This window comes from Pantoea sp. SGAir0183 (genome assembly GCF_043545505.1).
Window position 1 is genome coordinate 855,941 of sequence record NZ_CP028053.1, and the last position, 26,948, is coordinate 882,888.

The 26,948-nt window shown below is 54.9% G+C and carries 26 protein-coding genes and 1 other RNA gene; 19 read left to right on the forward strand and 8 right to left on the reverse strand.

What is annotated here, in order from left to right:
- The first annotated feature begins 240 nt into the window (after positions 1-240).
- The 3 genes from mscS (at position 241) to C1N59_RS04165 (ending at position 2,735) form a co-directional block, all read left to right on the forward strand.
- Positions 241-1,116 carry a small-conductance mechanosensitive channel MscS gene (gene mscS / locus C1N59_RS04155; protein WP_394550355.1) on the forward strand — a complete coding sequence of 292 codons (876 nt, stop codon included), beginning with the start codon at positions 241-243 and terminating at the stop codon, positions 1,114-1,116.
- 122 nt (positions 1,117-1,238) lie between these two features.
- Positions 1,239-1,862, forward strand: coding sequence for an arginine exporter ArgO (argO, locus tag C1N59_RS04160; protein WP_394550356.1), 624 nt, complete (start codon positions 1,239-1,241; stop codon positions 1,860-1,862).
- 141 nt (positions 1,863-2,003) lie between these two features.
- Positions 2,004-2,735, forward strand: coding sequence for an oxidative stress defense protein (locus C1N59_RS04165; protein ID WP_006120834.1), 732 nt, complete (start codon positions 2,004-2,006; stop codon positions 2,733-2,735).
- Positions 2,736-3,191: 456 nt separating this feature from the next.
- Here the strand turns inward: C1N59_RS04165 and C1N59_RS04170 are convergent, their stop codons facing one another.
- Entirely contained in the window at positions 3,192-4,094 is a 903-nt protein-coding gene (locus C1N59_RS04170) for a LysR family transcriptional regulator ArgP (protein ID WP_006120833.1), read from the reverse strand.
- A gap of 181 nt (positions 4,095-4,275) precedes the next feature.
- Between C1N59_RS04170 and rpiA the strand changes: the two genes are divergently transcribed.
- Positions 4,276-4,935, forward strand: a complete 660-nt coding sequence (gene rpiA, locus C1N59_RS04175; protein WP_033739634.1) for a ribose-5-phosphate isomerase RpiA — start codon at positions 4,276-4,278, stop codon at positions 4,933-4,935.
- Between the two features lie 280 nt (positions 4,936-5,215).
- Positions 5,216-6,454 (forward strand): phosphoglycerate dehydrogenase, encoded by a 1,239-nt coding sequence (gene serA / locus C1N59_RS04180; RefSeq protein WP_006120831.1) that lies wholly within the window; start codon positions 5,216-5,218, stop codon positions 6,452-6,454.
- A gap of 42 nt (positions 6,455-6,496) precedes the next feature.
- Here serA and C1N59_RS04185 read toward each other — a convergent pair whose 3' ends face one another.
- From C1N59_RS04185 to zapA, 3 genes are all read right to left on the reverse strand, one after another.
- Positions 6,497-7,093, reverse strand: a complete 597-nt coding sequence (locus tag C1N59_RS04185) for a 5-formyltetrahydrofolate cyclo-ligase (RefSeq protein WP_394550357.1) — start codon at positions 7,091-7,093, stop codon at positions 6,497-6,499.
- A 77-nt stretch (positions 7,094-7,170) separates the two neighbouring features.
- Positions 7,171-7,354, reverse strand: a non-coding RNA gene (gene ssrS / locus C1N59_RS04190) — 6S RNA.
- 39 nt (positions 7,355-7,393) lie between these two features.
- On the reverse strand, positions 7,394-7,723 hold the full coding sequence (gene zapA / locus C1N59_RS04195) for a cell division protein ZapA (RefSeq protein WP_006120829.1): 330 nt from the start codon (positions 7,721-7,723) through the stop codon (positions 7,394-7,396).
- Between the two features lie 170 nt (positions 7,724-7,893).
- Between zapA and C1N59_RS04200 the strand changes: the two genes are divergently transcribed.
- The 8 genes from C1N59_RS04200 (at position 7,894) to C1N59_RS04235 (ending at position 17,917) form a co-directional block, all read left to right on the forward strand.
- The gene (locus tag C1N59_RS04200; protein ID WP_006120828.1) at positions 7,894-8,472 is read left to right on the forward strand and encodes a YecA/YgfB family protein; all 579 of its coding nucleotides are present in this window, start codon (positions 7,894-7,896) and stop codon (positions 8,470-8,472) included.
- 33 nt (positions 8,473-8,505) lie between these two features.
- Positions 8,506-9,828 carry a Xaa-Pro aminopeptidase gene (gene pepP / locus C1N59_RS04205; RefSeq protein WP_080752861.1) on the forward strand — a complete coding sequence of 441 codons (1,323 nt, stop codon included), beginning with the start codon at positions 8,506-8,508 and terminating at the stop codon, positions 9,826-9,828.
- A complete protein-coding gene (gene ubiH / locus C1N59_RS04210; RefSeq protein WP_394550358.1) occupies positions 9,825-11,003 on the forward strand; it encodes a 2-octaprenyl-6-methoxyphenyl hydroxylase in 1,179 nt (392 codons plus the stop codon). Before pepP ends, ubiH begins: the two co-directional genes overlap by 4 nt.
- A 13-nt stretch (positions 11,004-11,016) precedes the next feature.
- Positions 11,017-12,219 (forward strand): FAD-dependent 2-octaprenylphenol hydroxylase, encoded by a 1,203-nt coding sequence (gene ubiI / locus C1N59_RS04215; protein ID WP_006120825.1) that lies wholly within the window; start codon positions 11,017-11,019, stop codon positions 12,217-12,219.
- A 431-nt stretch (positions 12,220-12,650) separates the two neighbouring features.
- Positions 12,651-13,748: a glycine cleavage system aminomethyltransferase GcvT gene (gene gcvT / locus C1N59_RS04220; RefSeq protein WP_054633207.1), complete on the forward strand. Its 1,098-nt coding sequence runs from the start codon at positions 12,651-12,653 to the stop codon at positions 13,746-13,748.
- A gap of 24 nt (positions 13,749-13,772) precedes the next feature.
- Entirely contained in the window at positions 13,773-14,159 is a 387-nt protein-coding gene (gcvH, locus tag C1N59_RS04225) for a glycine cleavage system protein GcvH (RefSeq protein ID WP_033739626.1), read from the forward strand.
- An 81-nt stretch (positions 14,160-14,240) separates the two neighbouring features.
- Positions 14,241-17,114 (forward strand): aminomethyl-transferring glycine dehydrogenase, encoded by a 2,874-nt coding sequence (gene gcvP / locus C1N59_RS04230; protein ID WP_054633208.1) that lies wholly within the window; start codon positions 14,241-14,243, stop codon positions 17,112-17,114.
- A gap of 59 nt (positions 17,115-17,173) precedes the next feature.
- Positions 17,174-17,917, forward strand: coding sequence for an SDR family oxidoreductase (locus C1N59_RS04235; RefSeq protein WP_054633209.1), 744 nt, complete (start codon positions 17,174-17,176; stop codon positions 17,915-17,917).
- A 34-nt stretch (positions 17,918-17,951) separates the two neighbouring features.
- Here the strand turns inward: C1N59_RS04235 and C1N59_RS04240 are convergent, their stop codons facing one another.
- Complete coding sequence (locus tag C1N59_RS04240) at positions 17,952-19,379, reverse strand: 6-phospho-beta-glucosidase (protein ID WP_054687105.1); 1,428 nt, start codon at positions 19,377-19,379, stop codon at positions 17,952-17,954.
- Positions 19,380-19,493: 114 nt separating this feature from the next.
- Positions 19,494-20,213 (reverse strand): MurR/RpiR family transcriptional regulator, encoded by a 720-nt coding sequence (locus tag C1N59_RS04245; RefSeq protein WP_054633252.1) that lies wholly within the window; start codon positions 20,211-20,213, stop codon positions 19,494-19,496.
- Positions 20,214-20,376: 163 nt separating this feature from the next.
- On the opposite strand from C1N59_RS04245, the gene C1N59_RS04250 reads away from it, so the two are divergent.
- Positions 20,377-21,030 carry a PAQR family membrane homeostasis protein TrhA gene (locus tag C1N59_RS04250; RefSeq protein ID WP_394550359.1) on the forward strand — a complete coding sequence of 218 codons (654 nt, stop codon included), beginning with the start codon at positions 20,377-20,379 and terminating at the stop codon, positions 21,028-21,030.
- 32 nt (positions 21,031-21,062) lie between these two features.
- Here the strand turns inward: C1N59_RS04250 and ygfZ are convergent, their stop codons facing one another.
- A complete protein-coding gene (gene ygfZ, locus C1N59_RS04255; protein ID WP_033739617.1) occupies positions 21,063-22,049 on the reverse strand; it encodes a tRNA-modifying protein YgfZ in 987 nt (328 codons plus the stop codon).
- A gap of 224 nt (positions 22,050-22,273) precedes the next feature.
- Here ygfZ and sdhE point away from each other — a divergent pair, with 224 nt between their 5' ends.
- Positions 22,274-22,540, forward strand: coding sequence for an FAD assembly factor SdhE (gene sdhE, locus C1N59_RS04260; protein ID WP_006120816.1), 267 nt, complete (start codon positions 22,274-22,276; stop codon positions 22,538-22,540).
- Complete coding sequence (locus C1N59_RS04265) at positions 22,515-22,931, forward strand: protein YgfX (protein WP_054633211.1); 417 nt, start codon at positions 22,515-22,517, stop codon at positions 22,929-22,931. The genes sdhE and C1N59_RS04265 overlap by 26 nt, the downstream gene beginning before the upstream one ends.
- 10 nt (positions 22,932-22,941) lie before the next feature.
- Here C1N59_RS04265 and fldB read toward each other — a convergent pair whose 3' ends face one another.
- The gene (gene fldB, locus C1N59_RS04270; RefSeq protein ID WP_006120814.1) at positions 22,942-23,460 is read right to left on the reverse strand and encodes a flavodoxin FldB; all 519 of its coding nucleotides are present in this window, start codon (positions 23,458-23,460) and stop codon (positions 22,942-22,944) included.
- A gap of 102 nt (positions 23,461-23,562) precedes the next feature.
- Between fldB and xerD the strand changes: the two genes are divergently transcribed.
- The 3 genes from xerD to recJ are packed head-to-tail and all read left to right on the forward strand — an operon-like array spanning position 23,563 to position 26,934.
- Positions 23,563-24,456, forward strand: a complete 894-nt coding sequence (xerD, locus tag C1N59_RS04275) for a site-specific tyrosine recombinase XerD (protein WP_033739613.1) — start codon at positions 23,563-23,565, stop codon at positions 24,454-24,456.
- A gap of 21 nt (positions 24,457-24,477) precedes the next feature.
- Positions 24,478-25,191, forward strand: a complete 714-nt coding sequence (gene dsbC, locus C1N59_RS04280; protein ID WP_033739611.1) for a bifunctional protein-disulfide isomerase/oxidoreductase DsbC — start codon at positions 24,478-24,480, stop codon at positions 25,189-25,191.
- Positions 25,192-25,194: 3 nt separating this feature from the next.
- Entirely contained in the window at positions 25,195-26,934 is a 1,740-nt protein-coding gene (gene recJ, locus C1N59_RS04285; protein WP_039338426.1) for a single-stranded-DNA-specific exonuclease RecJ, read from the forward strand.
- Positions 26,935-26,948 lie beyond the last annotated feature (14 nt).

Here is a 26,948-nt window from a genome sequence, read left to right on the forward strand (position 1 = left end):
CGACGTCCGGTTACAGCGGCATCGCTCACCACCTTTTATGCTCAAAAACTTCTCAACAGGGAAGGGCGAAGCGAGGGGAGTCAAACGCATTGTGGCGACGATTCAGGCTGCCCGTCCTCATTATGGTGCCATGTAATTTGGCACCAGGCTAAATAATTGATTACCCTTAATCCCTGGGTGTCGGATTACATCTGGCAGTTTTTGTTTTTCCCCTCGGGGATTCATCAACAGGGCTTACAAATGGAAGACTTGAATGTTGTGGATGGTATCAACAGTGCCGGTGGCTGGTTAGTACACAACCAGGCGCTGATTCTGAGTTATGCCGTGAATATCGTTGCGGCTGTTGCCATCATTATTGTCGGGATGGTCATCGCCAGAGTGATTTCAAACGCCGTTAATCGTCTGCTCATCGCGCGTCATATTGACGCCACCGTGGCAGACTTTCTTTCCGCGCTGGTTCGTTATGGCGTCATTGCGTTTACGGTGATTGCTGCGCTGGGACGCGTTGGCGTGCAAACCGCGTCGGTCATTGCCGTGCTGGGTGCGGCGGGTCTGGCCGTCGGCCTTGCGCTACAGGGCTCATTGTCCAATCTGGCAGCCGGTGTACTGCTGGTCACGTTCCGTCCTTTCCGTACCGGTGAGTTTGTTGATCTGGGCGGCGTGATGGGCACCGTACTGAATGTGCAGATTTTCTCGACCACACTGCGGTCGGCGGATGGCAAGATTGTGGTGGTTCCCAATGGCAAAATCATCAGCGGGAATATCATCAACTTCTCGCGTGAACCCGTGCGCCGTAATGAATTCATCGTCGGCGTGGCCTATGAAGCCGATGTGGATGAGGTGATTGCCCTGCTGCGTGAAGTGGTGGAAGCCGATCAGCGTGTCTTAAAAGATCGTGGCATCCAGATTGGCCTGAATGAATTGGGCGCTTCATCGCTGAATTTCGTTGTGCGTTGCTGGAGCAACAGTAGCGATCTGCAGGACGTTTACTGGGATCTGCTCAAGAACTTCAAACGTGCGCTGGATAACAAAGGCATTGGTATTCCTTACCCACAGATGGATGTCCATCTGCATCAGGTGAACAAACCTGAAGCGGAAACTGCGGTCACCCGTTAAGCCGATGGGCGGCAGCCGCCGCCCATTAAAATGGCTAATGACGTATTAATTTTTTCCATTTCCGCTAATCATATAGGCTTCCCTATAATGCCTGACATCTGACTGATGTAAGGATATTTCCCGTGTTATCGATTTATTTTCAAGGGCTTGCTCTTGGGGCCGCGCTCATTCTGCCGCTGGGGCCGCAAAATGCCTTCGTACTTAATCAGGGCGTGAAACGGCACTATCATCTGATGACCGCCACGCTCTGCTCGCTGAGCGATGTTGTGCTGATCTGCGCAGGGATTTTCGGGGGAAGTGCGCTCCTGCAGCAGTCGCCACTGCTGCTGACCGTGATTACCTGGGCAGGTGTGGCCTTTTTGCTCTGGTATGGCTGGGGCGCATTACGGACCGCTTTTCGCCGCGAGCTGGCGCTGGCGTCAGGCCTGGATATCCGGCAGAGCCGAGGCCGGATCATTGCCACCCTGCTGGCAGTCACCTGGCTCAATCCCCACGTTTATCTCGATACCTTTGTTGTGCTTGGCAGCCTGGGAAGCCAGTTTTCTGATACCCTCGCGCGTCAGTGGTTCGCCCTGGGGACCGTCAGTGCCTCTGTGTTGTGGTTTTTTGGCTTAGCCCTGTTGGCGGCCTGGCTTGCACCGTTACTGCAGACAACGCGCGCGCAACGCCTCATCAACCTGCTGGTCGGCGCGGTCATGTGGTTTATCGCGTTTCAACTCGCACAGCAGGCTATCACAGGATTTTGAGCAAAAGGTAAACGAAAACGAGTTATCCAGACCCGTTTTCCGAACTTTTGTCATTACCTTCACTCCAAGCAAGGCGTAATATGATGCGCGTGCCGGCTTCGGACCCGAAGCCACCGAACTGACCTTTCAAGGAGGACTTTCATGAAACTGAAAGCATTGGCGCTTGTCGCGATGATGAGCGCAGGGGCATTGCCTTTAAGCGCACAGGCTGATGAACTGCCAAACGGACCGCATGTTGTGACGTCAGGCAAAGCGACGGTTGATGCCCGCCCGGATATCGCGACGCTGTCAATTGTGGTGAATGTCTCATCGAAAGATGCCGCAGAGGCAAAGAAACAGGTCGACAGTCGTGTTGCGCAGTATTTTGATTTCCTGCAGAAAAACGGCATCGAGAAAAAGGATATTGAAGCGGCCAACCTGACCACGCAGCCAGAATACGATTATACCAAAGACGGTAAATCGCAGTTGAAAGGTTACCGTGCGGTACGTCAGGTTCAGGTGACCGTCCGCCAGCTGGACAAGCTGAATGAGCTGCTTGACGGCGCGCTGAAATCGGGCCTGAACGAAGTTCGCAGCGTCGAGTTAGGCGTCGCCAATCCTGAGCGCTACAAGCAGCAGGCGCTGAAAGCCGCCATCAAAAATGCGACTCAGCAAGCCACAGAACTGGCAGAAGGCTTTAACGCCAAACTGGGGCCAATCTACAGCATTCGCTATCAGGTCGCTAACTACCAGCCTATGCCGATGAATCGCATGTTTAAAGCCTCCGCGGCAGCGGCCGATACTTCCGCGCAGGAAACCTACGACCAGCAAAGCATTAACTTCGATGACCAGGTTGATGTGGTTTTTGAGATGAAACCGAATACGGCACAGTAAGCCTATCGACGCTGTCGTGAAGCCATCAGCGGCCGTGTTTACCAGGCGCGCTTTGCGCCGCTGATGTGGTGCCTTTCCATCGCTCAGCAACCTGACGGACTGTCGCAGTCGGCCTGTTCCTTTGCCGGCGGCGCTTTTCCCCCGCATTCCTGCGGGGGCAATCCCTGGTTGATTCCCGCTTTTCAGCGCCCGGTATCACCTGCTGAAATCACGCCCCTGATGGCCATGGAGCCGTGCTGCTTTTAGCAGGGTACACTCTCACTGCAACGCCTGACGCTTGCTGTGGCACAGGGGATTATTCTCTTTAGTTCAGCAGAAGCCCGGACAGGCTGTCCGGTTCCGGGCGGTTTGTCAGGAGAATAAGCAGACCGGGAATGCTGCCCGGTAGCGGCAGAGAGTCGCGTTTGACACGCACCGTCCCCCAGTTTATCCGGCCTTCACTTTCGCCTTTGGCCGCTATTCCATCGTGTCCTGACGCAGAACCCGATGACCATGCGCAATCAGCGCATCGGTTACCCGACGCATCAATCGGCTTTCCGGTGCAAAACGGTGCCAGTACAACATCCGGCGCTGATACAGCCCCGGTGTCAGATCGATCAGCTCACCGCTCGCCAGTTCGCGCTCAATCTGCAGATGCGGGATCATACAGCAGGTTGAGCCCTGACGGGCCATCTGCACAAAGGCTTCAGAAGAGTTAACGATATGGCAGGGCACGCTGCCCGGCGAAAGATCGAAGTTCTGCTGTAAAAAGGCCTGATGCATATCATCCAGATGGTCAAATGCGACGGCAGGCGCTTTCAGCAACGCGGAACGGGTGACGCCGTTGGGAAAAAAGCGCTCGGCAAAGTCACGGGAAGCCACAAACAGGTAATCCAGGGCGCCCAGTTGATCAACCAGACAACTGGGTAAAGGCTGGGGCTGGATACTGACTGCGCCGACCACTTCGCCACGTCTCAGACGTTCCTGCGTACGGGTTTCATCTTCAACCTGGAGGTTAAGGCGCACCGGCGAATCGGCCAGCACGTCTTTTAATGCAGGCAACAGCCAGGTGGCCAGACTGTCGGCGTTCACCGCCAGGGAGAGCAGTAACGGCGTCGTACCGCTGATTTCGTCCCCCAGCCACTCTTCCTCCAGCAGTTCAACCTGGTGCAACAGCGCAAGCAGCTTTTGCCCCTGCTCAGTGGGACGAGGGGGCACGGTGCGAACCAACAGCGGCTGACCAAACAGGTTTTCCAGCTGTTTGATGCGTTGCGATACGGCCGACTGGGTGATGCACAGTTTTTGCGCAGCACGTTCAAAGCCACGTTCACGTATCACTGCGTCCAGCGCCTGAAGCGTTCTGTAGTCCGGGCGTTTCATTATTCTTTTCTCTCCTTCAGGGTGGACGTTACGATGCCACAAATGTGCCTGAGCAAAAGTCTGGGGTATTTTTGTGGGCTGGCTTCCAAAGCATTAAATCCGCACAATGCATCCGAGCATTTTCAGCAAACCTTGCTTTATACTACGCGCATTTTCTTATCGCACAGGTTCTAAACATACCATGACGCAGGATGAACTGAAAAAAGCTGTTGGTTGGGCTGCACTTGATTATGTCCAGCCAGGTACGATCGTCGGCGTGGGAACAGGCTCTACCGCTGCCCATTTTATTGATGCGCTCGGCAGCATCAAACACCAGATTGAAGGTGCCGTGTCCAGCTCTGAAGCCTCCACGCAAAAGCTCAAAAGCCTCGGTATTCAGGTGTTTGATTTGAATGAAATCGATGACCTGGCCATCTATGTTGATGGTGCCGACGAAATTAATCCCCAGATGCAGATGATCAAAGGCGGCGGTGCCGCGCTGACCCGCGAAAAAATCGTCGCGGCCGTGGCTAAAAAGTTTATCTGTATTGCCGATGCATCGAAAGAAGTCGATGTGCTGGGGCGTTTTCCGTTGCCCGTTGAAGTGATTCCTATGGCACGCAGCTACGTCGCGCGTGAACTGGTCAGGCTGGGCGGTTTGCCTGAGTATCGCCAGAATGTCGTCACTGACAACGGTAATATCATCCTGGACGTGCATAATCTGCGTATTCTGGATCCCATTGAGCTGGAAAAAACCATTAACGCGTTACCGGGCGTCGTCACCGTCGGGCTTTTCGCTACCCGGGGTGCCGATGTGGCGTTGATTGGCGGACCGGATGGGGTCAAAACGCTGAAAAAATAACGCGACGGGCGCATAATTTGCGCCCGCGTTTTTTTAATTAAAAAAAAACTTTTCTCGCCAGGCTGAAATTTGGTGACTTATGTCACATAAGCGTCATCAACAGCGGGTTCATTCTCCCCGATGCGGCCAACCCACGATTTTGTCCGGCAAAGTTTGGCTTCTGAATCCAGCCAGCCAGCCGGTCAGGCAATCGTTTGTATTGCTGCTGGCGTTTTTTTTGATATTTTGACTGCTGGCTGACTGCGTTCAGTCCTCGTTGAATTCTGAATAGGGTTGGGAAATGGCAAAGGTTTCACTGGAAAAAGACAAGATTAAGTTCCTGCTGGTGGAAGGTGTCCACCAGAGCGCGCTGGACAATCTTCGTGCTGCAGGTTACACCAATATTGAATTCCACAAAGGCGCACTGGATAGCGAGTCATTAAAGGCTTCCATCCGTGACGCGCACTTTATCGGTATCCGTTCCCGTTCCCAACTGACTGAAGAGATTTTTGCCGCAGCAGAAAAACTGGTCGCTGTGGGCTGTTTCTGTATCGGTACCAACCAGGTTGATTTAAATGCGGCGGCAAAGCGCGGTATTCCCGTTTTTAACGCCCCGTTCTCTAACACGCGCTCGGTCGCCGAACTGGTGATTGGCGAAATGCTGCTGATGCTGCGTGGCGTGCCAGAAGCGAACGCCAAAGCCCATCGCGGTGTCTGGAATAAGATTGCTAAAGGCTCATTCGAAGCGCGCGGTAAGAAGCTGGGCATTATCGGCTATGGTCACATTGGTATGCAGTTAGGCGTGCTGGCCGAGGGCCTGGGCATGCACGTGTATTTTTATGATATTGAAAATAAACTGCCGCTGGGTAATGCCTCGCAGGTGCGAAGCCTGACGCAGTTGCTGAATATGAGCGATGTCGTCAGTCTGCATGTGCCTGAAACTGCCTCGACACAAAATATGATCTCTGCTGACGAGCTGGCGCAGATGAAACCTGGCGCGCTGTTAATCAACGCCTCACGCGGCACCGTCGTGGATATTCCGGCACTGTGTGACGCGCTGGCCAGCAAGCAGGTCGGGGGCGCGGCCATTGACGTGTTCCCGGTTGAGCCAGCCACAAACAGCGATCCGTTTGTCTCGCCACTGAGTGAGTTCGATAATGTCATTCTGACGCCACACATCGGGGGTTCCACCGAAGAAGCGCAGGAAAACATTGGTATCGAAGTGGCAGGCAAACTGGCGAAATATTCCGATAACGGTTCAACGCTGTCTGCAGTGAACTTCCCTGAAGTGTCCTTGCCGATGCACGGCGTCAGCGCAAGCCGTCTGCTGCACATTCATGAAAACCGTCCGGGTGTGCTGACCGCAATTAACCAGATTTTTGCCGAACAGGGCATCAATATCGCCGCGCAGTACCTGCAAACCTCACCCATGATGGGGTATGTGGTGATTGATATCGATGCCGAGCACGAACTGGCAGAGAAAGCGCTGCAGCTGATGAAGGCTATCCCTGGCACTATCCGCGCCCGTCTCCTCTACTGATTTATCAAAATAATAAACCCAGGCGCACAACAGTGCCTGGGTTTATTCTTCCCACAACCACAACGTTGACGGCGTCAGCACGGCGGGCAAAGGAATATCCCAGGCCGCCACAGGCAGCGAATCGACCAACTGGCAGTCGTGCGCGATGCCAACCGGCAAAAAAGCGTGCTGTTTCCAGTTTTGTAACGTGCGGTCGTAAAAGCCGCCCCCCATGCCCAGACGCTGACCACTGCGATCAAAGGCCACCAGCGGCACCATCATCACATCCAGTTCGTCCAGCGTAACCATATGCCGGATATCGAGTGGCGGTTCAGGAATACGTAGCTTGTTCGGGCTCAGCGGCGTTTCTGGCGTATAGCGCAGAAAAAGCAGATGACCGGCAGAGAAGGGATGAAGCACAGGAAGATAAACGCGTTTGTTCTGCTGCCATAATTTTGCGATAAGCGGACGCGTATTAATTTCCCCATCGACGGATAAGAACAGCGCGACGTTTTGGGCGTCGGAGACAGGCGCAAAGTTAATCGCGTGTTCCGCAAGCTGTTCGGCGGCAGTATGTTGCTGTTCCGGGGTTAAGGCGCGACGTAAATGACGAACATGATGACGAATGTCCTGTCGCTGAAGTAAAGAGGGTTCTGACATGGTGTCCCCCAGAAGAAGTCGCCTGAGCGACGCACTATATCATGTCTGGTGGGGGATAATGCAGTACAACCAGAAAGGAGATCTCCGAGATGCCGCCGTAGGCTGTAACCCTTGAACCCTTGGTTCAAGGTGAACATGCCGTCGCAACCATCAGGCTTCTCGGACGGACCGAGCATGCTCACAGGTTGCGGAGCGTCACATTCTGTTGGTATGAAATATCGGCTCAGGGGACTGGCCCACTTGCAAACATCTCAGAGAAAATTGACTTCACCGTCAGTGTAGCACAGTGACCATGAAGTATTATTCGAACTTCGCATCCTGACGATCAGTTATGCGACCTTGCTCAACTAATGCCTGCTCTATCGTCTGCTGTAACATACGGATTCGTTGTTCCATATTAGCAGCATAGTCGCGCGTCTTGTTTTTTTCTTGTGCCAGTTCATGGCAAATGTTTAACGCGGCAATGAACACCAGTTGCTCTGTATTGGTGACTCTAGTGCGAACTTTTAAATCTTGCAACCGTTGATTGAGATCTTCCGCCGCCGCGTTCAGCGCATCTTGCTGTTCAGGCGGACAATTTACTCTCAAAGAACGACCAAAAATTTGTAAATCTACCGGTTGTGCAGACATGCCACCTTCCTGACTGATTACCTGGCTCGCCATTCCCTTAGCCTTCAATGGCCTGGGAGGCGGGCAACTATATAGACCTGAGAAATAAGATACAACCCCTTTTCTGGAAACCTTGAGGCAGCTAGTGGTAGCATACCACGAACTCTTACAGCCAACGACGATGAAAAATGATGTCTTCACAGAACGCAACCCCTGATTACAATGCGCTGGCGGCGGCGCTCTCACAGCACGGCGTCGGAATGACACCTGCCGAAATGCACGGATTACTCAGCGGTATTCTGTGTGGCGGTAATCAGGATACCAGCTGGAAAACGCTGGTCCACGATCTCGCGAATGAAGGCATGGCTTTTTCGCACACGCTGGCCCAGCCGCTGCAGGATTTGCATGCAAATATTACGACGGCGCTTGAAGAAGATGGCTTTCTCTTTCAACTGATGCTGCCCGACGATGATGACATCACCGTGTTTGATCGGGCGGACGCCCTGGCTGGCTGGGTAAACCATTTTTTACTCGGCCTGGGCGTAACTCAGCCTAAACTGGATAAGGTCACCGGCGAAACCGGCGAGGCCATTGATGATCTGCGTACTATCGCGCAGCTTGGCTATGACGAAGACGAAGATCAGGAAGAGCTGGAGCAGTCGCTGGAGGAGGTGATCGAGTACGTCCGCGTCGCGGCGCTACTTTGTCATGATACGTTCACGCGCCCGCAGCCAACCGCACCTGAAGTACAGAAGCCAACGTTACACTAAGCCAGATATCTCAGTTCAACAGGGAGTGCAGACATGATTTCACTGGAGACCTTCCAGCAGCGTCGTCAGGCGCTGTTAGCGAAAATGGTTCCGGGCAGCGCAGCGTTAATTTTTGCGGCGCCTGAAGTAACGCGCAGTAACGACAGCGAATATCCGTTTCGTCAAAACAGTGATTTCTGGTACTTCACAGGTTTTAATGAGCCTGAAGCCTTACTGGTGCTGATCAAAAGTGATGAGAACCACAATCACAGTGTGCTGTTTAATCGTGTCCGCGACCTGACCGCAGAAATCTGGTTTGGTCGCCGTCTGGGCCAGGAGGCGGCACCGGCAAAACTGGGTGTGGATCGCGCACTGCCCTGGAACGATATCGGTGAGCAGCTTCATCTTTTGTTGAACGGTCTGGATGAGGTTTATCACGCGCAAGGGTTATATCCTGAGGCTGACAAGCTGGTGTTCAGTGCACTGGATAAACTACGTCGCGGTTTCCGCCAGAACCTGAGCGCCCCTGCCAGCCTGACAGACTGGCGTCCCTGGGTGCATGAGATGCGCCTGTTCAAAAGTCCGGAAGAAATCGCCATTCTGCGCCGTGCAGGTGAGATCAGTGCGCTGGCCCATACGCGCGCTATGCAGGCCTGTCGCCCCGGCCTGTACGAATATCATCTGGAAGGCGAAATTCATCATGAGTTTAACCGCCACGGTGCGCGTTTTCCCTCCTACAACACCATCGTCGGTTCCGGTGAAAATGGATGTATTCTGCACTATACCGAGAATGAATGTGAGCTGCGGGATGGCGACCTGGTGCTGATTGATGCGGGATGTGAATGGCAGGGGTACGCAGGCGATATTACCCGCACCTTCCCGGTAAACGGTAAATTCTCACCCGCTCAACGTGCTGTCTACAACATCGTGCTGAAATCGTTAGAGACGGCATTATCCCGTTTCCGGCCTGGCGTCAGTATTCGCGAGGTGAATGATGAGGTGGTGCACATCATGGTGACCGGTCTGGTTGAACTGGGCGTGTTGCAGGGCGAGGTTGACGCGTTAATTGCTGAAGACGCGCATCGCAAATTCTTTATGCATGGCCTGAGCCACTGGCTGGGGCTGGATGTCCATGATGTGGGGCACTACGGCACGCCAAGCCGGGATCGCATTCTGGAACCGGGAATGGTCATTACTATTGAACCAGGCTTATACATTGCCCCCGATGCCGACGTGCCGGTGGAATACCGCGGTATCGGCATTCGCATTGAGGATGACATTGTGATCACTGAAACAGGTAATGAGAATCTCACTGACAGCGTGGTGAAAGATCCGGATGCTATTGAGGCGCTGATGGCGGCGGCACGCGCAGGATGACCGTCCTCATCGCAGGTGGCGGAATGACCGGCGCCACGCTGGCGCTGGCTATTTCGCACCTGACACACGGCGCGCTGCCCGTCACGCTGATCGAAAGCAGCGAACCTGCCAGCCGCGCGCATCCAGGTTATGACGGCCGTGCCATTGCGCTGTCTGCCGGCACCTGTCAGCAACTGGCCAATATTAATCTCTGGCAGCGCATTGCCCCCTGCGCAACGCCGATCACGACGATCCATGTTTCCGATCGGGGTCATGCGGGTTTTGTCTCACTGACGGCCAGCGACTATGCGATTCCCGCGCTGGGCCAGGTCGTCGAATTGTTCGACGTAGGCCAGCGTTTATTCGCGCAGCTTAAACAGGCTCCCGGCGTCACCCTGCGCTGTCCGGCACGGGTCACCAATGTGAACCGTACTCAGGCGCACGTGAAGGTCACGCTGGATAATGATGAACAGCTGGACGCTGATGTGCTGGTGGCGGCTGATGGCACGCGTTCGGCTGTCGCGGCAGCCTGCGGTATTCAGTGGCAAACCGAAACTTATCAGCAACTGGCACTCATTGCGAATGTCACCAGCGAGATACCGCACCAGGGGCGGGCCTTTGAACGGTTTACTGCGTTCGGCCCGCTCGCCCTGCTGCCGATGTCTGACAACCGTCTGTCGCTGGTGTGGTGTCATTCATTGGATAAGCGCCCGCAGCTTGAGCGCTGGGACGACGAGACGTTTCTCAGCGAACTTCAGCACGCGTTCGGCTGGCGACTGGGGAAATTTACCCACACCGGTAAACGCGATATCTATCCGCTGGCATTGCAACAGGCCGAACCGGTCGTTTCACATCGTGTTGCCACCGTGGGCAACGCAGCCCAGACGCTGCACCCTATTGCCGGGCAGGGATTTAACCTGGGCCTGAGGGATGTCATGTCCTTAGCCGAAACCCTGGCCACCGCGCACCGGCAGCAACAGGACCCTGGCAGCTATGCTGTCATGCAGCATTACCGCCAGCGTCGCCAACAGGATCGGGCCACGACCATCGGTCTCACCGACGGTCTGGTGCGCCTGTTTGCCAACCGCCATGCACCGCTGGTCGTCGGGCGCAACCTTGGCCTGCTGGCAATGGATCATCTGCCGTTGCTGAGAAATCTTCTGGCCGAGCGCACGCTTGGCTGGGTTAAGCGTTAACTGAGAGGCACTGATGCAAACTTATGATGTGGTGATCGCCGGTGGCGGTATGGTAGGACTGGCCGTGGCCTGCGGTCTGCAGGGCAGTGGCTTGCGTATCGCCGTACTCGAACAAGCGCCCGAGCCGCAATTTGATGCCACCGCTTCTCCGTCTGTCCGCGTATCGGCTATCAATGCGGCCAGTGAACGTCTTTTACAAAAACTGGATGTCTGGTCGACGATCCTGTCGCTCAGAGCCAGCCCTTATCAGGCCATGGAAGTCTGGGATCGTGACAGCTTCGGTGCTATCTCATTTGACGGTGAGCAGCAGGGCTTAACCCATCTCGGGCACATTATCGAAAACCCGGTGATTCACTGCGCCTTATGGCAGCGAGCCAGGCAGTGCAGTGACGTGACGTTGCTGCCGTCGTCACATCTTCAGCAGGTGGCATTTGGCGATAACGAAGCCTTCATTACGCTACAGGATGGCGGCATGATGAGCGCACGGCTGATGGTTGCCGCAGACGGTGCCAATTCCTGGCTGCGCAACAAAGCCGATATTCCGCTGACTTTCTGGGATTATGAACACCATGCCCTGGTGGCGAACATCCGTACCTCCATGCCACATGATGGCGTCGCGCGTCAGGTATTCCATGGGGATGGCATTCTGGCGTTTCTGCCGATGCAGGATCCGCATCTGTGCTCCATCGTCTGGTCGCTGTCGCCCCAGGAAGCCACCCGGCTGGAAACGATGCCTGAGGCGCTCTTTAATCAACAGTTGTCGGTGGCGTTTGATATGCGCCTTGGCCTGTGCGAACTGGAAGGCGAACGGAAGGCATTCCCCCTCACGGCACGCTATGCGCGCAGCTTTGCTGCACATCGCCTGGCGCTGGTGGGCGATGCTGCGCATACCATTCATCCGCTGGCCGGGCAGGGTGTCAATCTCGGTTTTATGGATGCCGCAGAGTTGATTGGTGAAGTTCGCCGCCTGCATCAGCAGGGCAAAGATATCGGGCAGCACCTCTATCTGCGCCGCTATGAACGCAGCCGTAAACACAGTGCCGCCATGATGCTCGCGGGCATGCAGGGATTTCGTGAGCTGTTTGCGGGCAATAATCCGGCTAAAAAGCTGCTTCGCGATGTCGGGCTAAAATTGGCCGATAATTTACCGGGCGTGAAACCTGTCATGTTGCGGCAGGCGATGGGCCTGAACGACATTCCCGCCTGGCTTCGCTGACGCGAATCCCTTTCTTAAAGCCAGCGTAATTGCTGGCTTTTTTATTTTAAAAAAGGACTGCACCGTAAAAATGCAGTCCTGCACCGTTGCAGCGCCTCATTTGATTTATTCTAATTTTGCGTGATGTTTCGCATTACTTATTTTTATTCGACGCCATTTTTGCTTCGCTATTTTTTTAACATCTTGCGTGTCGGTACGAATAAAATGGCTGTAAAAAAATGAATAGGTCGTATTTGTTGTGTGTCTAATCACAAAATTACAGTCTTTTGTCCTGCTTTTTCTTTTGCGCGATTAGGCTGTGCGTCTGCGTTCGACCTCGCTTTGCTTATGGTTAATCGACCCGTTCAGTGGTAACGTCATTGCAAAGAGAACGTTTGCGTCGGCTCCCGGCGGCGTGGTTTCAAACTTACTTGTTTCAGCACAGGATAGTTATGACTCAGCACACACCTCTGTTTGACCAGCATCAGGAAAACGGTGCGCGTATGGTGGATTTCCATGGCTGGATGATGCCGCTGCACTATGGCTCCCAACTGGATGAACATCATGCTGTTCGCAACGACGCAGGCATGTTTGATGTTTCGCACATGACCATCGTCGATCTGCACGGTGCACGTACGCGTGAGTTTTTGCGTTTTCTGCTGGCAAACGATGTCGCGAGGCTGACGCAACCCGGCAAAGCGCTTTACACCGGCATGCTGAATGCGTCGGGCGGCGTGATTGACGATCTGATCGTGTATTTCATGGATGAGACGTTTTTCCGCCTGGTCGTGAACTCTGCGACGCGTGAAAAGGATCTGGCATGGATCAATGAGCATGCACAGGGTTATGGCGTGGAAGTCCGCGAGCGTGACGATCTGGCGATGATCGCCGTGCAGGGCCCACAGGCCCAGCAAAAAGCACAAACGCTCTTCAGTGATGCACAGCGTCAGGCTGTACAAGGTATGAAGCCGTTCTTTGGTATCCAGGCCGGGGAGCTGTTTATCGCCACCACCGGTTATACCGGCGAAGCGGGTTACGAGATCGCGCTACCTGCGGCGCAGGCCGTTACATTCTGGCAGCGCCTGCTCGCCGCGGGCGTCAAACCCGCCGGGCTGGGCGCACGCGATACATTGCGTCTGGAAGCGGGCATGAATCTTTACGGTCAGGAAATGGATGAAAGCGTTTCACCGCTGGCCGCCAACATGGGCTGGACCCTGTGCTGGGAACCGGCGGACCGCAATTTTATCGGGCGCGAAGCACTGGAAAGTCAGCGCGAAAAAGGCACTGAAAAACTGGTTGGCCTGATCCTGACAGAAAAAGGCGTACTGCGTAACGGCCTGCCCGTGCGTTTTACGGATAGTCAGGGGCAGATGCAGCAGGGCATTATTACCAGCGGATCTTTCTCACCAACGTTGGGTTACAGCATTGCGCTGGCCCGCGTGCCTGCGGGCATTGGCGGAGACGCTATTGTTGAAATCCGCAACCGTGAAATGCCCGTAAAAGTGACTAAACCCGTTTTCGTTCGCGCCGGCAAGCCGGTTGCGCAGTAAAACATAATTACAGGAGAAAGGGCGATGAGCAATGTGCCAGCTGAGTTGAAATACCGCGACAGTCATGAATGGCTGCGCAAAAATGCGGATGGATCTTACACCGTCGGCATCACCGAACACGCGCAGGAATTACTGGGCGATATGGTCTTTGTGGACCTGCCAGAAGTAGGGGCGACGTTCGCTGCCGGCGAAGAGTGCGCCGTCGCCGAATCCGTAAAAGCGGCTTCCGATATCTATTCTCCTGTCAGTGGCGAAATTATCGCCGTGAACGACGCGCTGAATGATTCCCCAGAGCTGGTTAACAGCGAGCCTTATCAGGACGGCTGGTTATTCCAGATCAAAGCCAGCGATGAGTCAGAACTAGACTCACTGCTGGACGCGGATGCCTACAAAGCATCTATTGACGAGTAATCGTTGCGCGGCCTCCAGATGAGGCCGCCGATATCTGACCAGCACTCTCTGTTCCCCAGCCCGATTCAGGATTTACAGCTCATGACTCAGACTCTCAGCCAGCTTGAACACAACGGTGCGTTTATTGAGCGCCATATTGGTCCGTCGCCAGAACAACAGGCCGTTATGCTGGAGGCGATTGGTGCCAGCTCTCTGGCGTCGTTGATTGGTTCTATTGTTCCCGCCGACATTCAGTTGCCCGGTCCGCCCGCCGTTGGCGATGCGGCAACTGAACAGCAGGCGCTGGCAGAGTTAAAAGCGATTGCCGCGCAAAACCTGCGCTACAAATCCTGGATCGGCATGGGATACAGTGCGGTGATAACGCCGCCCGTTATCCTGCGGAACATGCTGGAAAATCCGGGCTGGTACACGGCTTACACGCCGTATCAGCCCGAAGTTTCTCAAGGGCGCCTGGAGGCGCTGCTAAACTTCCAGCAGGTCACCATTGATCTGACCGGCATGGATATCGCGTCCGCTTCACTGCTGGATGAAGCCACCGCGGCGGCCGAAGCGATGGCGATGGCAAAACGCATCAGCAAACTGAAAAATGCCAACCGGTTCTTTATCGCTGATGATATCCATCCGCAAACGCTGGATGTGGTACGGACCCGCGCCGAAACCTTTGGTTTTGAACTGATTATCGACAGCGCGGAGAAAGCCCTGGAGCACGATAATCTGTTTGGTGTCCTGCTTCAGCAGGTAGGCACCACGGGCGAGGTACACGATTACACCAGCCTGATTGCCGAGCTGAAAACCCGTAAAGTAGTCGTCAGCGTGGCCTCGGATTTTATGGCCCTGGTGTTACTTGAATCGCCGGGCAAGCAGGGCGCGGATATTGTGTTCGGTTCCGCTCAGCGCTTTGGTGTACCAATGGGCTATGGCGGTCCTCATGCGGCCTTCTTTGCCAGCCGTGATGAACACAAGCGTTCTATGCCTGGCCGTATTATCGGTGTCTCACGCGACGCCGCTGGCAACACCGCGTTGCGTATGGCGATGCAAACTCGCGAGCAACATATCCGTCGGGAAAAAGCCAACTCCAATATCTGTACCTCTCAGGTGCTGCTGGCCAATATCGCAGGACTGTATGCCGTGTTCCACGGGCCTGTTGGGCTGAAACGTATCGCTTCACGTATTCACCGCTTCACCGATATCCTGGCTGCCGGACTACAACGTGGCGGGCTGAAGCTGCGTCATCACCACTGGTTCGACACGCTGACAGTGGACGTGACCGATAAAGCCGCCGTGTTAAACCGTGCGCTGAGTTTCGGCGTTAACCTGCGTAGTGATATTCATAACGCTGTCGGTATCACGCTGGATGAAACCACATGTCGTGAAGACGTTGCGACATTGTTCGCCATCCTGCTGGGCGATGATCATGGTCTGGATATCGATCAACTTGATAGCCAGGTTGCGGCAGACAGCCAGTCAATCCCTGCAAGCCAGCAGCGCGTCAGCGACATCCTCTCTCACCCTGTGTTCAATCGTCATCACAGTGAGACCGAGATGATGCGCTATATGCACAGCCTGGAGAAAAAAGATCTGGCTCTCAACCAGGCGATGATTCCGCTGGGGTCATGCACGATGAAGCTTAACGCTGCCGCAGAGATGATTCCCATCACCTGGCCTGAATTTGCCGAAATGCATCCGTTCTGCCCGGCAGAACAGGCGGGCGGCTACCTGCAAATGATTGGCCAGCTTTCCCAGTGGCTGGTTCAGCTTACCGGTTACGATGCGCTCTGCATGCAGCCGAACTCCGGTGCACAGGGGGAATACGCGGGGCTGTTAGCGATTCGTCGTTACCATGAAAGCCGTGGTGAAAGTGAACGTCATCTTTGCCTGATTCCCAGCTCAGCACACGGGACCAATCCGGCCTCAGCCCAGATGGCGGGCATGGATGTGGTGGTCGTGGCCTGTGACAAACAGGGTAATATCGATCTGGGCGACCTGCGCGAAAAAGCCGCACAGGCGGGCGATAAACTGTCATGCATCATGGTGACCTACCCATCCACGCACGGCGTGTATGAAGAGACTATTCGTGAAGTGTGCCAGATCGTGCATCAGTACGGCGGCCAGGTGTACCTGGACGGTGCAAACATGAATGCCCAGGTGGGTATTACGACGCCGGGTTATATTGGCGCTGACGTTTCGCACCTTAACCTGCACAAAACTTTCTGTATTCCGCACGGCGGCGGCGGCCCGGGCATGGGACCTATTGGCGTGAAAGCGCATCTGGCACCGTTTGTACCCGGTCACAGCGTGGTGCAGATTGATGGTGTGCTGACACAGCAGGGGGCTGTCTCTGCTGCACCGTTTGGCAGTGCTTCCATTTTACCAATCAGCTGGATGTACATCCGCATGATGGGCGCGGAAGGGCTCAAGCAGGCCAGTTCGGTGGCGATTCTCAATGCCAACTACATCGCCAGCCGTCTGAAATCAGCTTATCCGATTTTGTATACCGGGCGCGATGGTCGTGTGGCGCACGAATGTATTCTGGATATTCGTCCGCTGAAAGAGCAGACCGGGATCAGTGAACTGGATATTGCAAAACGCCTCATCGACTACGGTTTCCATGCGCCAACCATGTCATTCCCGGTCGCGGGCACGCTGATGGTAGAACCTACCGAATCGGAAGGCAAACTGGAGCTGGACCGCTTTATTGATGCCATGCTGGCGATCCGTATGGAAATTGGGCGGGTGGAAAAGGGCGAGTGGCCAATGGATGATAATCCGCTGGTTAACGCGCCTCACACACAAATGGAAGTGACTGGCGAATGGACGCATCCTTACAGCCGCGAGCTGGCCGTTTTCCCGGCAGGCAGCCACAATAAATACTGGCCAACAGTGAAGCGCCTGGATGATGTTTTTGGTGACCGCAACCTGTTCTGCTCATGTGTACCGATGAGCGACTATGCCTGAGTCGGGTTAACACAACTGTTTTGAGGGCCGGTTTTCGGCCCTTTTTTATGGAGGCTCAGATGAAACTCGCGCTTGTTACTGGCGGTAGTCGCGGCATTGGCCGTGCGACCGCCGTTTTACTGGCGACACGGGGCTACCGTGTGGCCGTGAATTATCGCACGCGCGAAAGTGAAGCGCAGCGGGTGGTGGATGAGATTGTGCGTAACGGCGGAGAAGCCTTTAGCGTACAGGCCGATATCAGTGACGAGGCGCAGGTCATGGCGCTGTTTCAACGGCTGGATCAGGAGAACCTGCCGCTCTCGCTGCTGGTAAATAACGCCGGTATCCTGTTTCAGCAATGCCGTCTTGAGCAACTGGATGCGGCGCGCATTCAACAGGTTTTTGCCACAAATGTCACGGGTACCTTCCTCTGCTGTCGTGAAGCCGTCCGGCGCATGGGAACGCACCTGGGAGGACTGGGCGGCAGTATCGTGAACGTTTCCTCCGCGGCAGCCCGTACGGGTTCTCCCGGTGAATATGTCGACTATGCCGCATCGAAGGGCGCGATGGATACGCTGACGAAAGGTCTGTCACTGGAGGTCGCGCAACAGGGGATTCGTGTCAATGGTGTGCGGCCCGGTCTGATCTACACCGGGATGCATGCCGATGGCGGGGAGCCCGGCCGCGTCGACCGACTGGCGAGCGGCGTTCCGATGGGACGTGGTGGACATGCCGAAGAAATTGCAGAAGTGGTGGTCTGGCTGGCCAGCGATGCGGCCTCTTACATCACCGGCAGCATCATTGATGCCGCCGGCGGGCGGTAAATTCATGCCGCAGCGTGACGCTGCGGCAGCCGACTTACAGCTTTTCACCGTTACTGGCGATAACCTGCTGATACCAGGCAAAGCTTTTCTTTTTCGCGCGTGAGAAATCACCGCTGCCATCGTCGTTTTTGTTAACGTGAATGAAACCGTAGCGCTTGTCGTACTGGCCGGTCGTAAAGGATACACAATCGATGCAGCCCCACGGCGTATATCCCATCAGATCCACACCATCATGAATGACGGCTTTTTTCATCTCTGCGATATGCGCCGCCAGATACGTAATGCGGTAATCATCTTCGATCACGCCCTGCGCATTCGGTTTGTCGATCGCGCCAAAGCCGTTTTCCACGATAAACAGCGGCTTCTGGTAGCGTTCGTACAGATCGTTCAGCACATAACGCAGGCCAACGGGATCGATCTGCCAGCCCCAGTCTGAGGCGCTGACATGCGGGTTTTTGACCACCCCGTCAAAACCGGTAATGGGGTCGTCAACACCGCTGGCGCTGTGCTGCACGGCATTACTCATGTAATAGCTGAAACCGATGTAATCGGCACAGCCCTGACGCAGGGTATCTGCATCCTCTGGTTGCATCTCAATGTGGTAGCCTTTGCGTTCCCACTCTTTCAGCGCGTAGGCAGGGTAGTAACCGCGCATTTGTACATCGCTAAAGACATAGCGTTGATGCATCGCTTCTTTAGCCAGCATGACATCGTCAGGATGGCAGGAGAACGGATAAACCGGCACCATGGCGATCATGCAGCCAATTTTGAAGTCCGGGTTGATCTCGTGTCCGCGCTTCACCACCCGGGCACTGGCAACGAACTGATGGTGCATGACCTGATACATCGCCTGTTCAGGTTTTTCATGGTCGGTGAAAATAACGCCGGAACAGCAGTAGCCAAACAGCGGATATTGCCAGTTACGTTGGTTGTTAATTTCGTTAAAGGTCATCCAGTATTTAACTTTATTTTTGTATCGTTCCAGCACGACTTCACTGAAACGCACAAAGAAATCGACGACTTTACGGTTATGCCAGCCGCCATACTCTTTTACCAGGTGGTAGGGCATTTCAAAATGGGAAAGGGTGATTACTGGTTCGATGCCATATTTCAGTAATTCATCAAACAGGTCATCATAAAACTGCAGGCCGGCTTCGTTAGGTTGCTGCTCATCGCCATTAGGGAATATACGCGTCCACGCAATCGAGGTACGGAAGCATTTAAATCCCATCTCCGCAAATAACGCAATATCCTGCTTGTAGTGTGAGTAAAACTCGACGGCCTGATGATTAGGGTAAAATTTTCCGGGCTGAACGCCATCGGTAATGACACGATCCACGCCGTGTGCACCCCCTGTCAGCACGTCAGCGATGCTAATACCTTTTCCAACCTGATCCCACCCGCCTTCAACCTGGTGAGCCGCGACGGCACCGCCCCACAAAAATGTGTCTGGTAAGCTCATTACCCACTCTCCAATACAGATAAAATTGGGCTGAGTGTAGCAAAGCACTTTATAAAGTCACGGTATAACACCGTGCGAAAAAAGGGATTTGTCACAGCTAAAAAACGCTGTGTTTTACTGGCTTAACCGTCGGCCAAGTGATTCGATAATATAAATCGCCGGTACCTGAGTGGTAATATCGCAGTTATCCTCCAGGCGGATAACCGGGACGTGATAGGAAACCGTAAAGTCGCTCATTTTTGCCAGCGAACAGTTTTCACTGTTGGTGACCGCAATAATTTTGCATTTATTCAGGCTAAACTGGCTGGCGATACGCAGTACTTCTTCTGTTTCGCCCGAGACAGAAAGGATGATCGCCAGGGCATTTTCATACAGGCTCGGACTGACGGGATAATAAGGATCATCAATAGCATGACTGAATTTCCCCACATTCGAAAAAAAACGTGCACCGTATTTTCCCAGGCTCCCTGATGTGCCCACACCAATAAAAAATACCCGCTCAGCCTGCCTGATCATCGCGGCTGCCTGGGTGATGACCTGCTCAAATTCAGCATTATTGATGCTTTTAAAAAAACTCAGCATATCGGCCGGGCCAGAGACCGGTAAAGCTGGGGCCGTGTGTTCCTGGGCCAGCCGCAGACGGATACGAAACTCAGACCAGCCTTCACAGTGCATTTTGCGACAGAAACGCAGCACGGTGGTAGTTGACACGGCGGCCTGCTCCGCCAGTTCACGAATGGTCATGTAACTGACACTTTCACGATGTCTGATGATGTACTGATAAACCTGCAATTCCAGATCGTTGAGCGTGGCAAGATCGTGATGCGCGAACATGAAAAAATCACCAGATAGTTGACCAGTCAGCATTTTAACAGAATTTGAACCGGCGTTGACCGCATTAATTAATTTAAGCTTACACTTGTACACTGAAAGTTTTTCTGATTAATTTGTCTGGTGATTAATCTGCAATGGCTCTCACTTTTCAGGCAGGAAGGTTATGACGCATAAACATTTTTCCACGCAGGGCTATCCACTGGCAGAGGAAATTGCCAACAGTATCAGTCACGGGCTGGGTTGCCTCTTTGGAATCGTTGGGTTAGTGCTGCTACTGGTTAAGGCAACAGCGATCCATGCGGATGTCACCACCATTGTCAGCTCAAGCCTGTATGGCGGCAGCATGATCGTGCTGTTTCTGGCGTCCACGCTTTATCACGCTGTCAGTCATCCACGCGCCAAACGCGTGCTGAAAAAAGTGGATCACTGCGCCATTTATCTGTTGATTGCGGGCACTTATACGCCGTTTTTGATGACAGGGCTGCAGTCACCGCTGGCTCACGCATTAATGGCGGTCATCTGGGGACTGGCGCTGCTGGGCATCCTGTTTAAACTGACGATCGCTGAACGCTATAAGGTGCTGTCACTGGTCACGTATCTTTGTATGGGATGGCTGTCGCTGGTGGTGGTCTATCAACTGGCGATGAAACTGTCGCCGGGGGGAATCTGGCTGTTGGCGCTGGGAGGCATCATCTATTCCCTGGGGGTGATCTTTTATGTGGCGCGCCGCGTGCCGTTTAATCACGCCATCTGGCACGGTTTCGTGTTAGGCGGCTGCATCTGTCATTTCTGCGCCATTTATATCTACGTCATGTAGAAACAGGGCGGGAGAGGTTCCCGCCCCGACACTCAGTTTTCGTCCAGCGAATAAGGCAAAGGCTGAATAGTGAGTTTGCCTCCTTCATCCCCTTCGACGCGCAATACGCTGTCTGGCTCCAGATCGTTATTCATCACGACCTGCACCCAGGTCACGCCATCATCAAGCTGCACGGCGGCGAGAACGGTACCTGTGCGACGCCAGCGTTCACCCATCTGCAATTCCAGCGAGTCGTTTGCGGCAGGCAGATGGCTGGCCTGGCCTGACAGCCAGTACAGGGCGCGCTTATTGGCGCCACGGTATTTCGCGCGGGCCACCATCTCCTGCCCGGTGTAGCAGCCTTTTTTGAAGCTGATCGCGTCCAGTGCCTGCAAATTAGTCGCCTGGGGAATAAACTGCGCGCTGGTCGCAGGTTCAATCACCGGAATACCGGCTTCAATGTCCAGGGCCAGCCACTGTGTGCTGTCTGTTAACTGAGCATCCTCGGCCAGCTTCTGTTTCAGTGCTTCTGCCTCAGCAAGCGAGGTGACCAGTAAAAAGCGCTCTGCGGGCTGGGCAAACCACAGCAGGGTGGTTTCGCCCTGTTGCACCACGGGAGTGGTACTGTCAGGAAGGGCTTCAAACCGGTCGGCCAGCGCCGCCCGAGCCTGGAAACCGGCAACGCCCAGTAACACCACATCGTCATCGGCGGCCAGCGTCACTTTAGAGAATACGGCGTATTTTTTTAGCTCCGGCAACTGAGTATCACGCAGTGCCCGGCGCACTAAATAGGCATAACCTTCGCCGCGGTGAAACAGACGCAGATTGCTCCACATTTTGCCTTTCGCATCGCAGTGGGCGGCGGGCAGATGATGGGCGGCATCTAGCGCGGCGACATCCAGCGTCAACTGACCCTGCAAATAGGACGTACTGTCCGGGCCCACTACAGACACCAGAGCCCAGGTATCCAGAGACATTAACGTGAGCGGCAGACGCGATGAGGCCGCAGGTTGACGTGGGGGAAGCGTAAATGTTGGCATTGATAAATCCTGAGTATGAAGGTTCATCCGGAACAATATCTTCAATGGTAAAAGAGCAGACTGGCATTGCAACCTGTTTACTGAACAGGGCGCACAAAACGCGTGATGAACGCCAGCAAAAGCGTCATCCTGCGGCGTTGTGCACATGACGAAGTCTGGAGCCTGCAGCCGCTGTTAATCCAGGTTACACTAGTCGCCACGATGTGAAACAGGAAAACTGATGCATGGATATTCATGATAAATCGCGCGTTCAATGGGCCTGCCGTCGTGGCATGCTGGAACTGGATGTCGCTATTATGCCGTTCTTCAAGTACGAATATGACACGTTAAACGATACCGACAAGCAGGTTTTCATTGCCCTGCTGAAAAGTGACGATCCGGACCTTTTCAACTGGATGATGAACCACGGCGAGCCAGCCGATCCCGAGCTGAAACGCATGGTGAAGCTTATTCAGCAGCGTAATCGTGAACGCGGCCCGGTGGCAATGTAACCTTCATCCCTCGTTGCAGGCGCGCACAATCCTTGCCCTGACGCTGGTGGTAACGCTAGCCGGCGTCGGGCTGATGCCCTTGTCTGCGGCAGAGTGGGTGATAAAGCCGGTGCTGTTCGCCCTCATCGTGTGGGAAGGATGGCGGCAGGACAGGCGCTTGTGTCTGCGCTGTGGAGCGCTACGACGCGACAGTGCCCGTGACTGGCACTGGCAGGATGAACACTGGCAAACGCAGCAACCGCTTTACTGGTTACCTGGCGCGGTGTTGCTGGTCATGAAGAACCCTCAGGGCAGGATAACGCGGTTTTGGCTCATGCAGGATAATATGCAGCCTGCTGAATGGCGCGCCTTACGCGCCTGCTGTTTTCGCGACAGACAGCGCGCGCATTAACACCGACAGCCTAAAGTCGTTCGGCCGTTTCCGTCAGAATCTGCTCGCACCACTGCTCAACGCGCTCATCCGTCACGTCAAACTGATTGACGTCATCCAGCGCCAGCCCCACAAACTGTTTGCCATCCGCGCTAAGCGGTTTGGGGCTGGTAAATTCATAGCCATCCAGCGGCCAGTAGCCGACAAACTGCACGCCCATGGGTTGCAGCAGGTCGTGCAGCATACCCAGCGCGTCGAGAAACCATTCACCATAGCCAATCTGGTCGCCCATGCCGTAAAGCGCCACTATCTTGTTATGCAGATTGAGGGTGGGCAACTGCGGCCAGATGGCCTCCCAGTCTTCCTGTAGCTCGCCGAAGTCCCAGGTCGGAATGCCCAAAATCAGCAGGTCGTACTCTTCCATCAGACGCGGATCGTCATCTTTCACGTTGTGCAACGTCACTAACTCGTCGCCAATAAAATCCCGAATCTTCTCCGCTACGATTTCGGTGTAGCAGGTACTGGAACCGTAAAAAAGACCAATTTTCATGCAGATAGTGCTCTGTTAATCCAGACTTTGGCGTAATTGTATCAGAAGCAGGGGTGAATCAGGCATAATGAGCACGATTTCAGACTGAACGGCGGGGAAAACGTGCAAGACAGCGAACTGACAGAACAGTTTCTTGACGCGCTGTGGATTGAGCGCAATCTGGCGCAAAATACCTTGTCCTCCTATCGACAGGATCTGCAAACGCTCACCGGCTGGCTGGCACATCACGGCCTGACGCTGGTGTCATTAAGCCCGCAGGATCTGCAACAGTTTCTCGCAGAGCGACTGGAAGGCGGCTATAAGGCCACCAGCTCAGCGCGTCTGCTCAGCGCTATGCGCCGCCTGTTTCAGTACCTGTACCGAGAAAAGATCCGTGTGGACGATCCCAGCGCCCAACTGGCCGCGCCAAAGCTGCCCCAGCGGCTGCCCAAAGATCTGAGCGAGGCACAGGTCGAGCGTTTACTGCAGGCTCCGGATGTCAACGTGCCGCTGGAACTGCGCGATAAAGCCATGCTGGAATTATTGTATGCCACCGGGCTGCGTGTTTCGGAGCTGGTGGGATTAACCCTGAACGACGTCAGCCTGCGTCAGGGCGTGGTGCGGGTGATCGGTAAGGGCAATAAAGAGCGCCTGGTGCCATTAGGTGAAGAGGCGGTTTACTGGCTGGAATATTATATGGAACATGGTCGTCCGTGGTTGCTCAACGGGCAAACGCTGGATGTGTTCTTCCCCAGTAGCCGCGCGCAGCAAATGACGCGGCAGACGTTCTGGCACCGAATCAAGCACTACGCCACGCTGGCAGGCATTGACAGCGAAAAGCTGTCGCCCCATGTGCTGCGCCACGCCTTTGCCACACATTTGCTGAACCACGGGGCAGACTTGCGTGTCGTACAGATGTTACTGGGACACAGCGATCTCTCCACGACCCAGATTTATACTCACGTCGCCACGGAACGTCTGCGACTGTTACATCAACAGCATCATCCGCGTGCATGACCGACGGATATAAGGAAAACAATGAACAAACATGTTGCCACGCTGGCGCTGCTGGTCAGCGTCTTTTCCGGTTTAACCCACGCTGATGACAGCGCTATTCAGCTTTCCCTGAAAAAACTGGGTTTACACCAGACCGAGATTCAGCCGTCTCCGCTGCCAGGCTTCAAAACCGTGCTCAGCGAAAGCGGCGTCCTGTATGTGACCGATGATGGTAAACACATGATCCAGGGTCCCCTTTATGATGTCAGCGGCACGCAACCGGTGAACGTGACCAATACGCTGCTGGATAAAAAGGTCGACGCGCTGGTTCCGGAGATGATCATCTATAAAGCGCCAAAAGAGCAGCATGTGGTCACGGTGTTCACGGACATTACCTGTGGCTATTGTCACAAGCTGCACGAGCAGATGGCCGATTACAATGCGCTGGGCATCACGGTTCGTTATCTTGCTTTCCCACGCGAAGGGATGAACGGCAACGTCGCCAGCGCCATGAAAGCGGTCTGGTGCAGCGCCGATCGTAACAAAGCCTTCGATGACGCGATGAAAGGTGATGCGCCGAAGATGGAGGCGCCTGCGTCATGCAAAACTGACATTGGTCAGCAGTATAAACTCGGCATTCTGTTCGGCATTCAGGGCACGCCCGCCATTCTGACCGATAGCGGAATGATGATCCCGGGCTACCAAAGCCCTCAGGAACTCAAACAGGTACTGGATAATCAAAAGCGTGGTGGTTAAGGCGTGGTAAAGCACGAAGTCGAATTACGTCGTCGTGAGGCGGTACCGGATTTGCCCGGGCTCCCTGCTGATTTGCCGCCGCTTCTGCGTCGGCTTTATTTGCAACGCGGCGTCAGTGATGCCGCTCAGCTGGAAAGAGGCGCGAAAAACCTGCTGCCGTTTAGTGCGCTGAGCGGTATTGATAAGGCCGTCGCCTTGCTGCATGAAGCGCTGCTGGATGGACGCTGTATTATGGTCGTCGGCGATTTTGATGCTGACGGTGCCACCAGTACCGCGCTTACCGTGCTGGCTCTGCGCAGCATGGGATGCAGCAATGTTCAGTATCTGGTACCTAACCGGTTTGAGGATGGATACGGCCTCAGTCCTGAGGTTGTCGAACAGGCGAAAGCGCGCGGCGCGGAGATGATCCTCACTGTCGATAACGGTATTTCCTCTCATGCTGGCGTCGCCGTCGCGCATGCGCACGGGATTGCGGTGCTGGTGACCGACCACCATTTACCCGGCGAAACGCTGCCTGACGCGGACGCTATCGTTAACCCAAACCTGCCTGATTGCACTTTCCCGTCGCGTGCGCTGGCAGGCGTTGGTGTGGCCTTTTACCTGATGATGGCGCTGCGTGCCCATCTGCGAACCCAGGGCTGGTTTGGCGTCACGCGGGCAGAACCTAACCTGGCTGACCTGCTCGATCTGGTGGCGCTGGGCACGGTTGCGGATGTCGTGCCGCTGGATGCAAATAACCGTATTTTGGTCTGGCAGGGCCTGAGCCGCATTCGTGCCGGTAAATGCCGACCGGGCATCAAGGCGCTACTGGAAATCGCCAATCGCGATGCGCGCCAGCTGGCCGCCAGCGACCTGGGGTTTGCGCTGGGACCGCGGCTGAATGCGGCCGGAAGGCTCGACGATATGTCGGTCGGCGTCGCGCTGTTACTGACGGACGATCTCAGCCAGTCGCGTATGCTAGCCAGCGAGCTGGATGCGCTCAATCAGATGCGCAAAGAGATTGAACAGGGCATGCAAAGCGAGGCGCTGGCGCTCTGTCAGACGCTGGAGCGTGAGCAAACCGATTTGCCGCTGGGGCTGGCCTTTTATCATCCCGAATGGCATCAGGGCGTGGTAGGTATTCTGGCTTCCCGGCTCAAAGAGCGTTTTCACCGTCCGGTCATCGCCTTTGCGCCTGCGGGCGACGGCATGCTGAAAGGCTCGGGACGTTCGATTGCGGGCCTGCACCTGCGGGATGCGCTGGAACGGCTCGATACGCTCCACCCCGGGCTGATGCAGAAGTTTGGTGGTCACGCCATGGCGGCCGGGCTGTCGCTGGAGGAGGCGCGCTACGAAGAGTTTCGTCAGCGGTTCGCTGAACTGGTCGGCGACTGGCTGGCTGGCGAAGCGCTGCAAGGGGTGATGTGGTCTGATGGCGCGTTACAACCCGCTGAGTTTTCTCTGGAGACCGCCGAAATGCTGCGCGATGCCGGTCCCTGGGGACAGGCCTTTCCGGAGCCTGCGTTCGACGGCAAATTCCGGCTGTTGCAGCAGCGGCTGGTGGGGGAACGTCATCTGAAAGTCATGGTGGAGCCACTGGGCGGCGGGCCATTGATCGACGGCATCGCGTTTAACGTAGATACCACGCTGTGGCCTGACAGCAGCGTTCGCGAGGTTGAACTGGCGTACCGGCTGGATATCAATGAATATCGCGGTAACCGCTCAGTGCAGTTGATTATTGAACATCTCTGGCCGCTCAGTTAACAGATGAAGGTGGA

Coding starts and splice junctions, on each gene's coding strand:
- mscS (WP_394550355.1), top strand. CDS start 241: ATGGAAGACTTGAATGTTGTGGATGGTATCAACAGTGCCGGTGGCTGG.
- C1N59_RS04165 (WP_006120834.1), top strand. CDS start 2,004: ATGAAACTGAAAGCATTGGCGCTTGTCGCGATGATGAGCGCAGGGGCA.
- C1N59_RS04170 (WP_006120833.1), bottom strand. CDS start 4,094: ATGAAACGCCCGGACTACAGAACGCTTCAGGCGCTGGACGCAGTGATA.
- rpiA (WP_033739634.1), top strand. CDS start 4,276: ATGACGCAGGATGAACTGAAAAAAGCTGTTGGTTGGGCTGCACTTGAT.
- serA (WP_006120831.1), top strand. CDS start 5,216: ATGGCAAAGGTTTCACTGGAAAAAGACAAGATTAAGTTCCTGCTGGTG.
- C1N59_RS04185 (WP_394550357.1), bottom strand. CDS start 7,093: ATGTCAGAACCCTCTTTACTTCAGCGACAGGACATTCGTCATCATGTT.
- zapA (WP_006120829.1), bottom strand. CDS start 7,723: ATGTCTGCACAACCGGTAGATTTACAAATTTTTGGTCGTTCTTTGAGA.
- C1N59_RS04200 (WP_006120828.1), top strand. CDS start 7,894: ATGTCTTCACAGAACGCAACCCCTGATTACAATGCGCTGGCGGCGGCG.
- pepP (WP_080752861.1), top strand. CDS start 8,506: ATGATTTCACTGGAGACCTTCCAGCAGCGTCGTCAGGCGCTGTTAGCG.
- ubiH (WP_394550358.1), top strand. CDS start 9,825: ATGACCGTCCTCATCGCAGGTGGCGGAATGACCGGCGCCACGCTGGCG.
- ubiI (WP_006120825.1), top strand. CDS start 11,017: ATGCAAACTTATGATGTGGTGATCGCCGGTGGCGGTATGGTAGGACTG.
- gcvT (WP_054633207.1), top strand. CDS start 12,651: ATGACTCAGCACACACCTCTGTTTGACCAGCATCAGGAAAACGGTGCG.
- gcvH (WP_033739626.1), top strand. CDS start 13,773: ATGAGCAATGTGCCAGCTGAGTTGAAATACCGCGACAGTCATGAATGG.
- gcvP (WP_054633208.1), top strand. CDS start 14,241: ATGACTCAGACTCTCAGCCAGCTTGAACACAACGGTGCGTTTATTGAG.
- C1N59_RS04235 (WP_054633209.1), top strand. CDS start 17,174: ATGAAACTCGCGCTTGTTACTGGCGGTAGTCGCGGCATTGGCCGTGCG.
- C1N59_RS04240 (WP_054687105.1), bottom strand. CDS start 19,379: ATGAGCTTACCAGACACATTTTTGTGGGGCGGTGCCGTCGCGGCTCAC.
- C1N59_RS04245 (WP_054633252.1), bottom strand. CDS start 20,213: ATGTTCGCGCATCACGATCTTGCCACGCTCAACGATCTGGAATTGCAG.
- C1N59_RS04250 (WP_394550359.1), top strand. CDS start 20,377: ATGACGCATAAACATTTTTCCACGCAGGGCTATCCACTGGCAGAGGAA.
- ygfZ (WP_033739617.1), bottom strand. CDS start 22,049: ATGCCAACATTTACGCTTCCCCCACGTCAACCTGCGGCCTCATCGCGT.
- sdhE (WP_006120816.1), top strand. CDS start 22,274: ATGGATATTCATGATAAATCGCGCGTTCAATGGGCCTGCCGTCGTGGC.
- fldB (WP_006120814.1), bottom strand. CDS start 23,460: ATGAAAATTGGTCTTTTTTACGGTTCCAGTACCTGCTACACCGAAATC.
- dsbC (WP_033739611.1), top strand. CDS start 24,478: ATGAACAAACATGTTGCCACGCTGGCGCTGCTGGTCAGCGTCTTTTCC.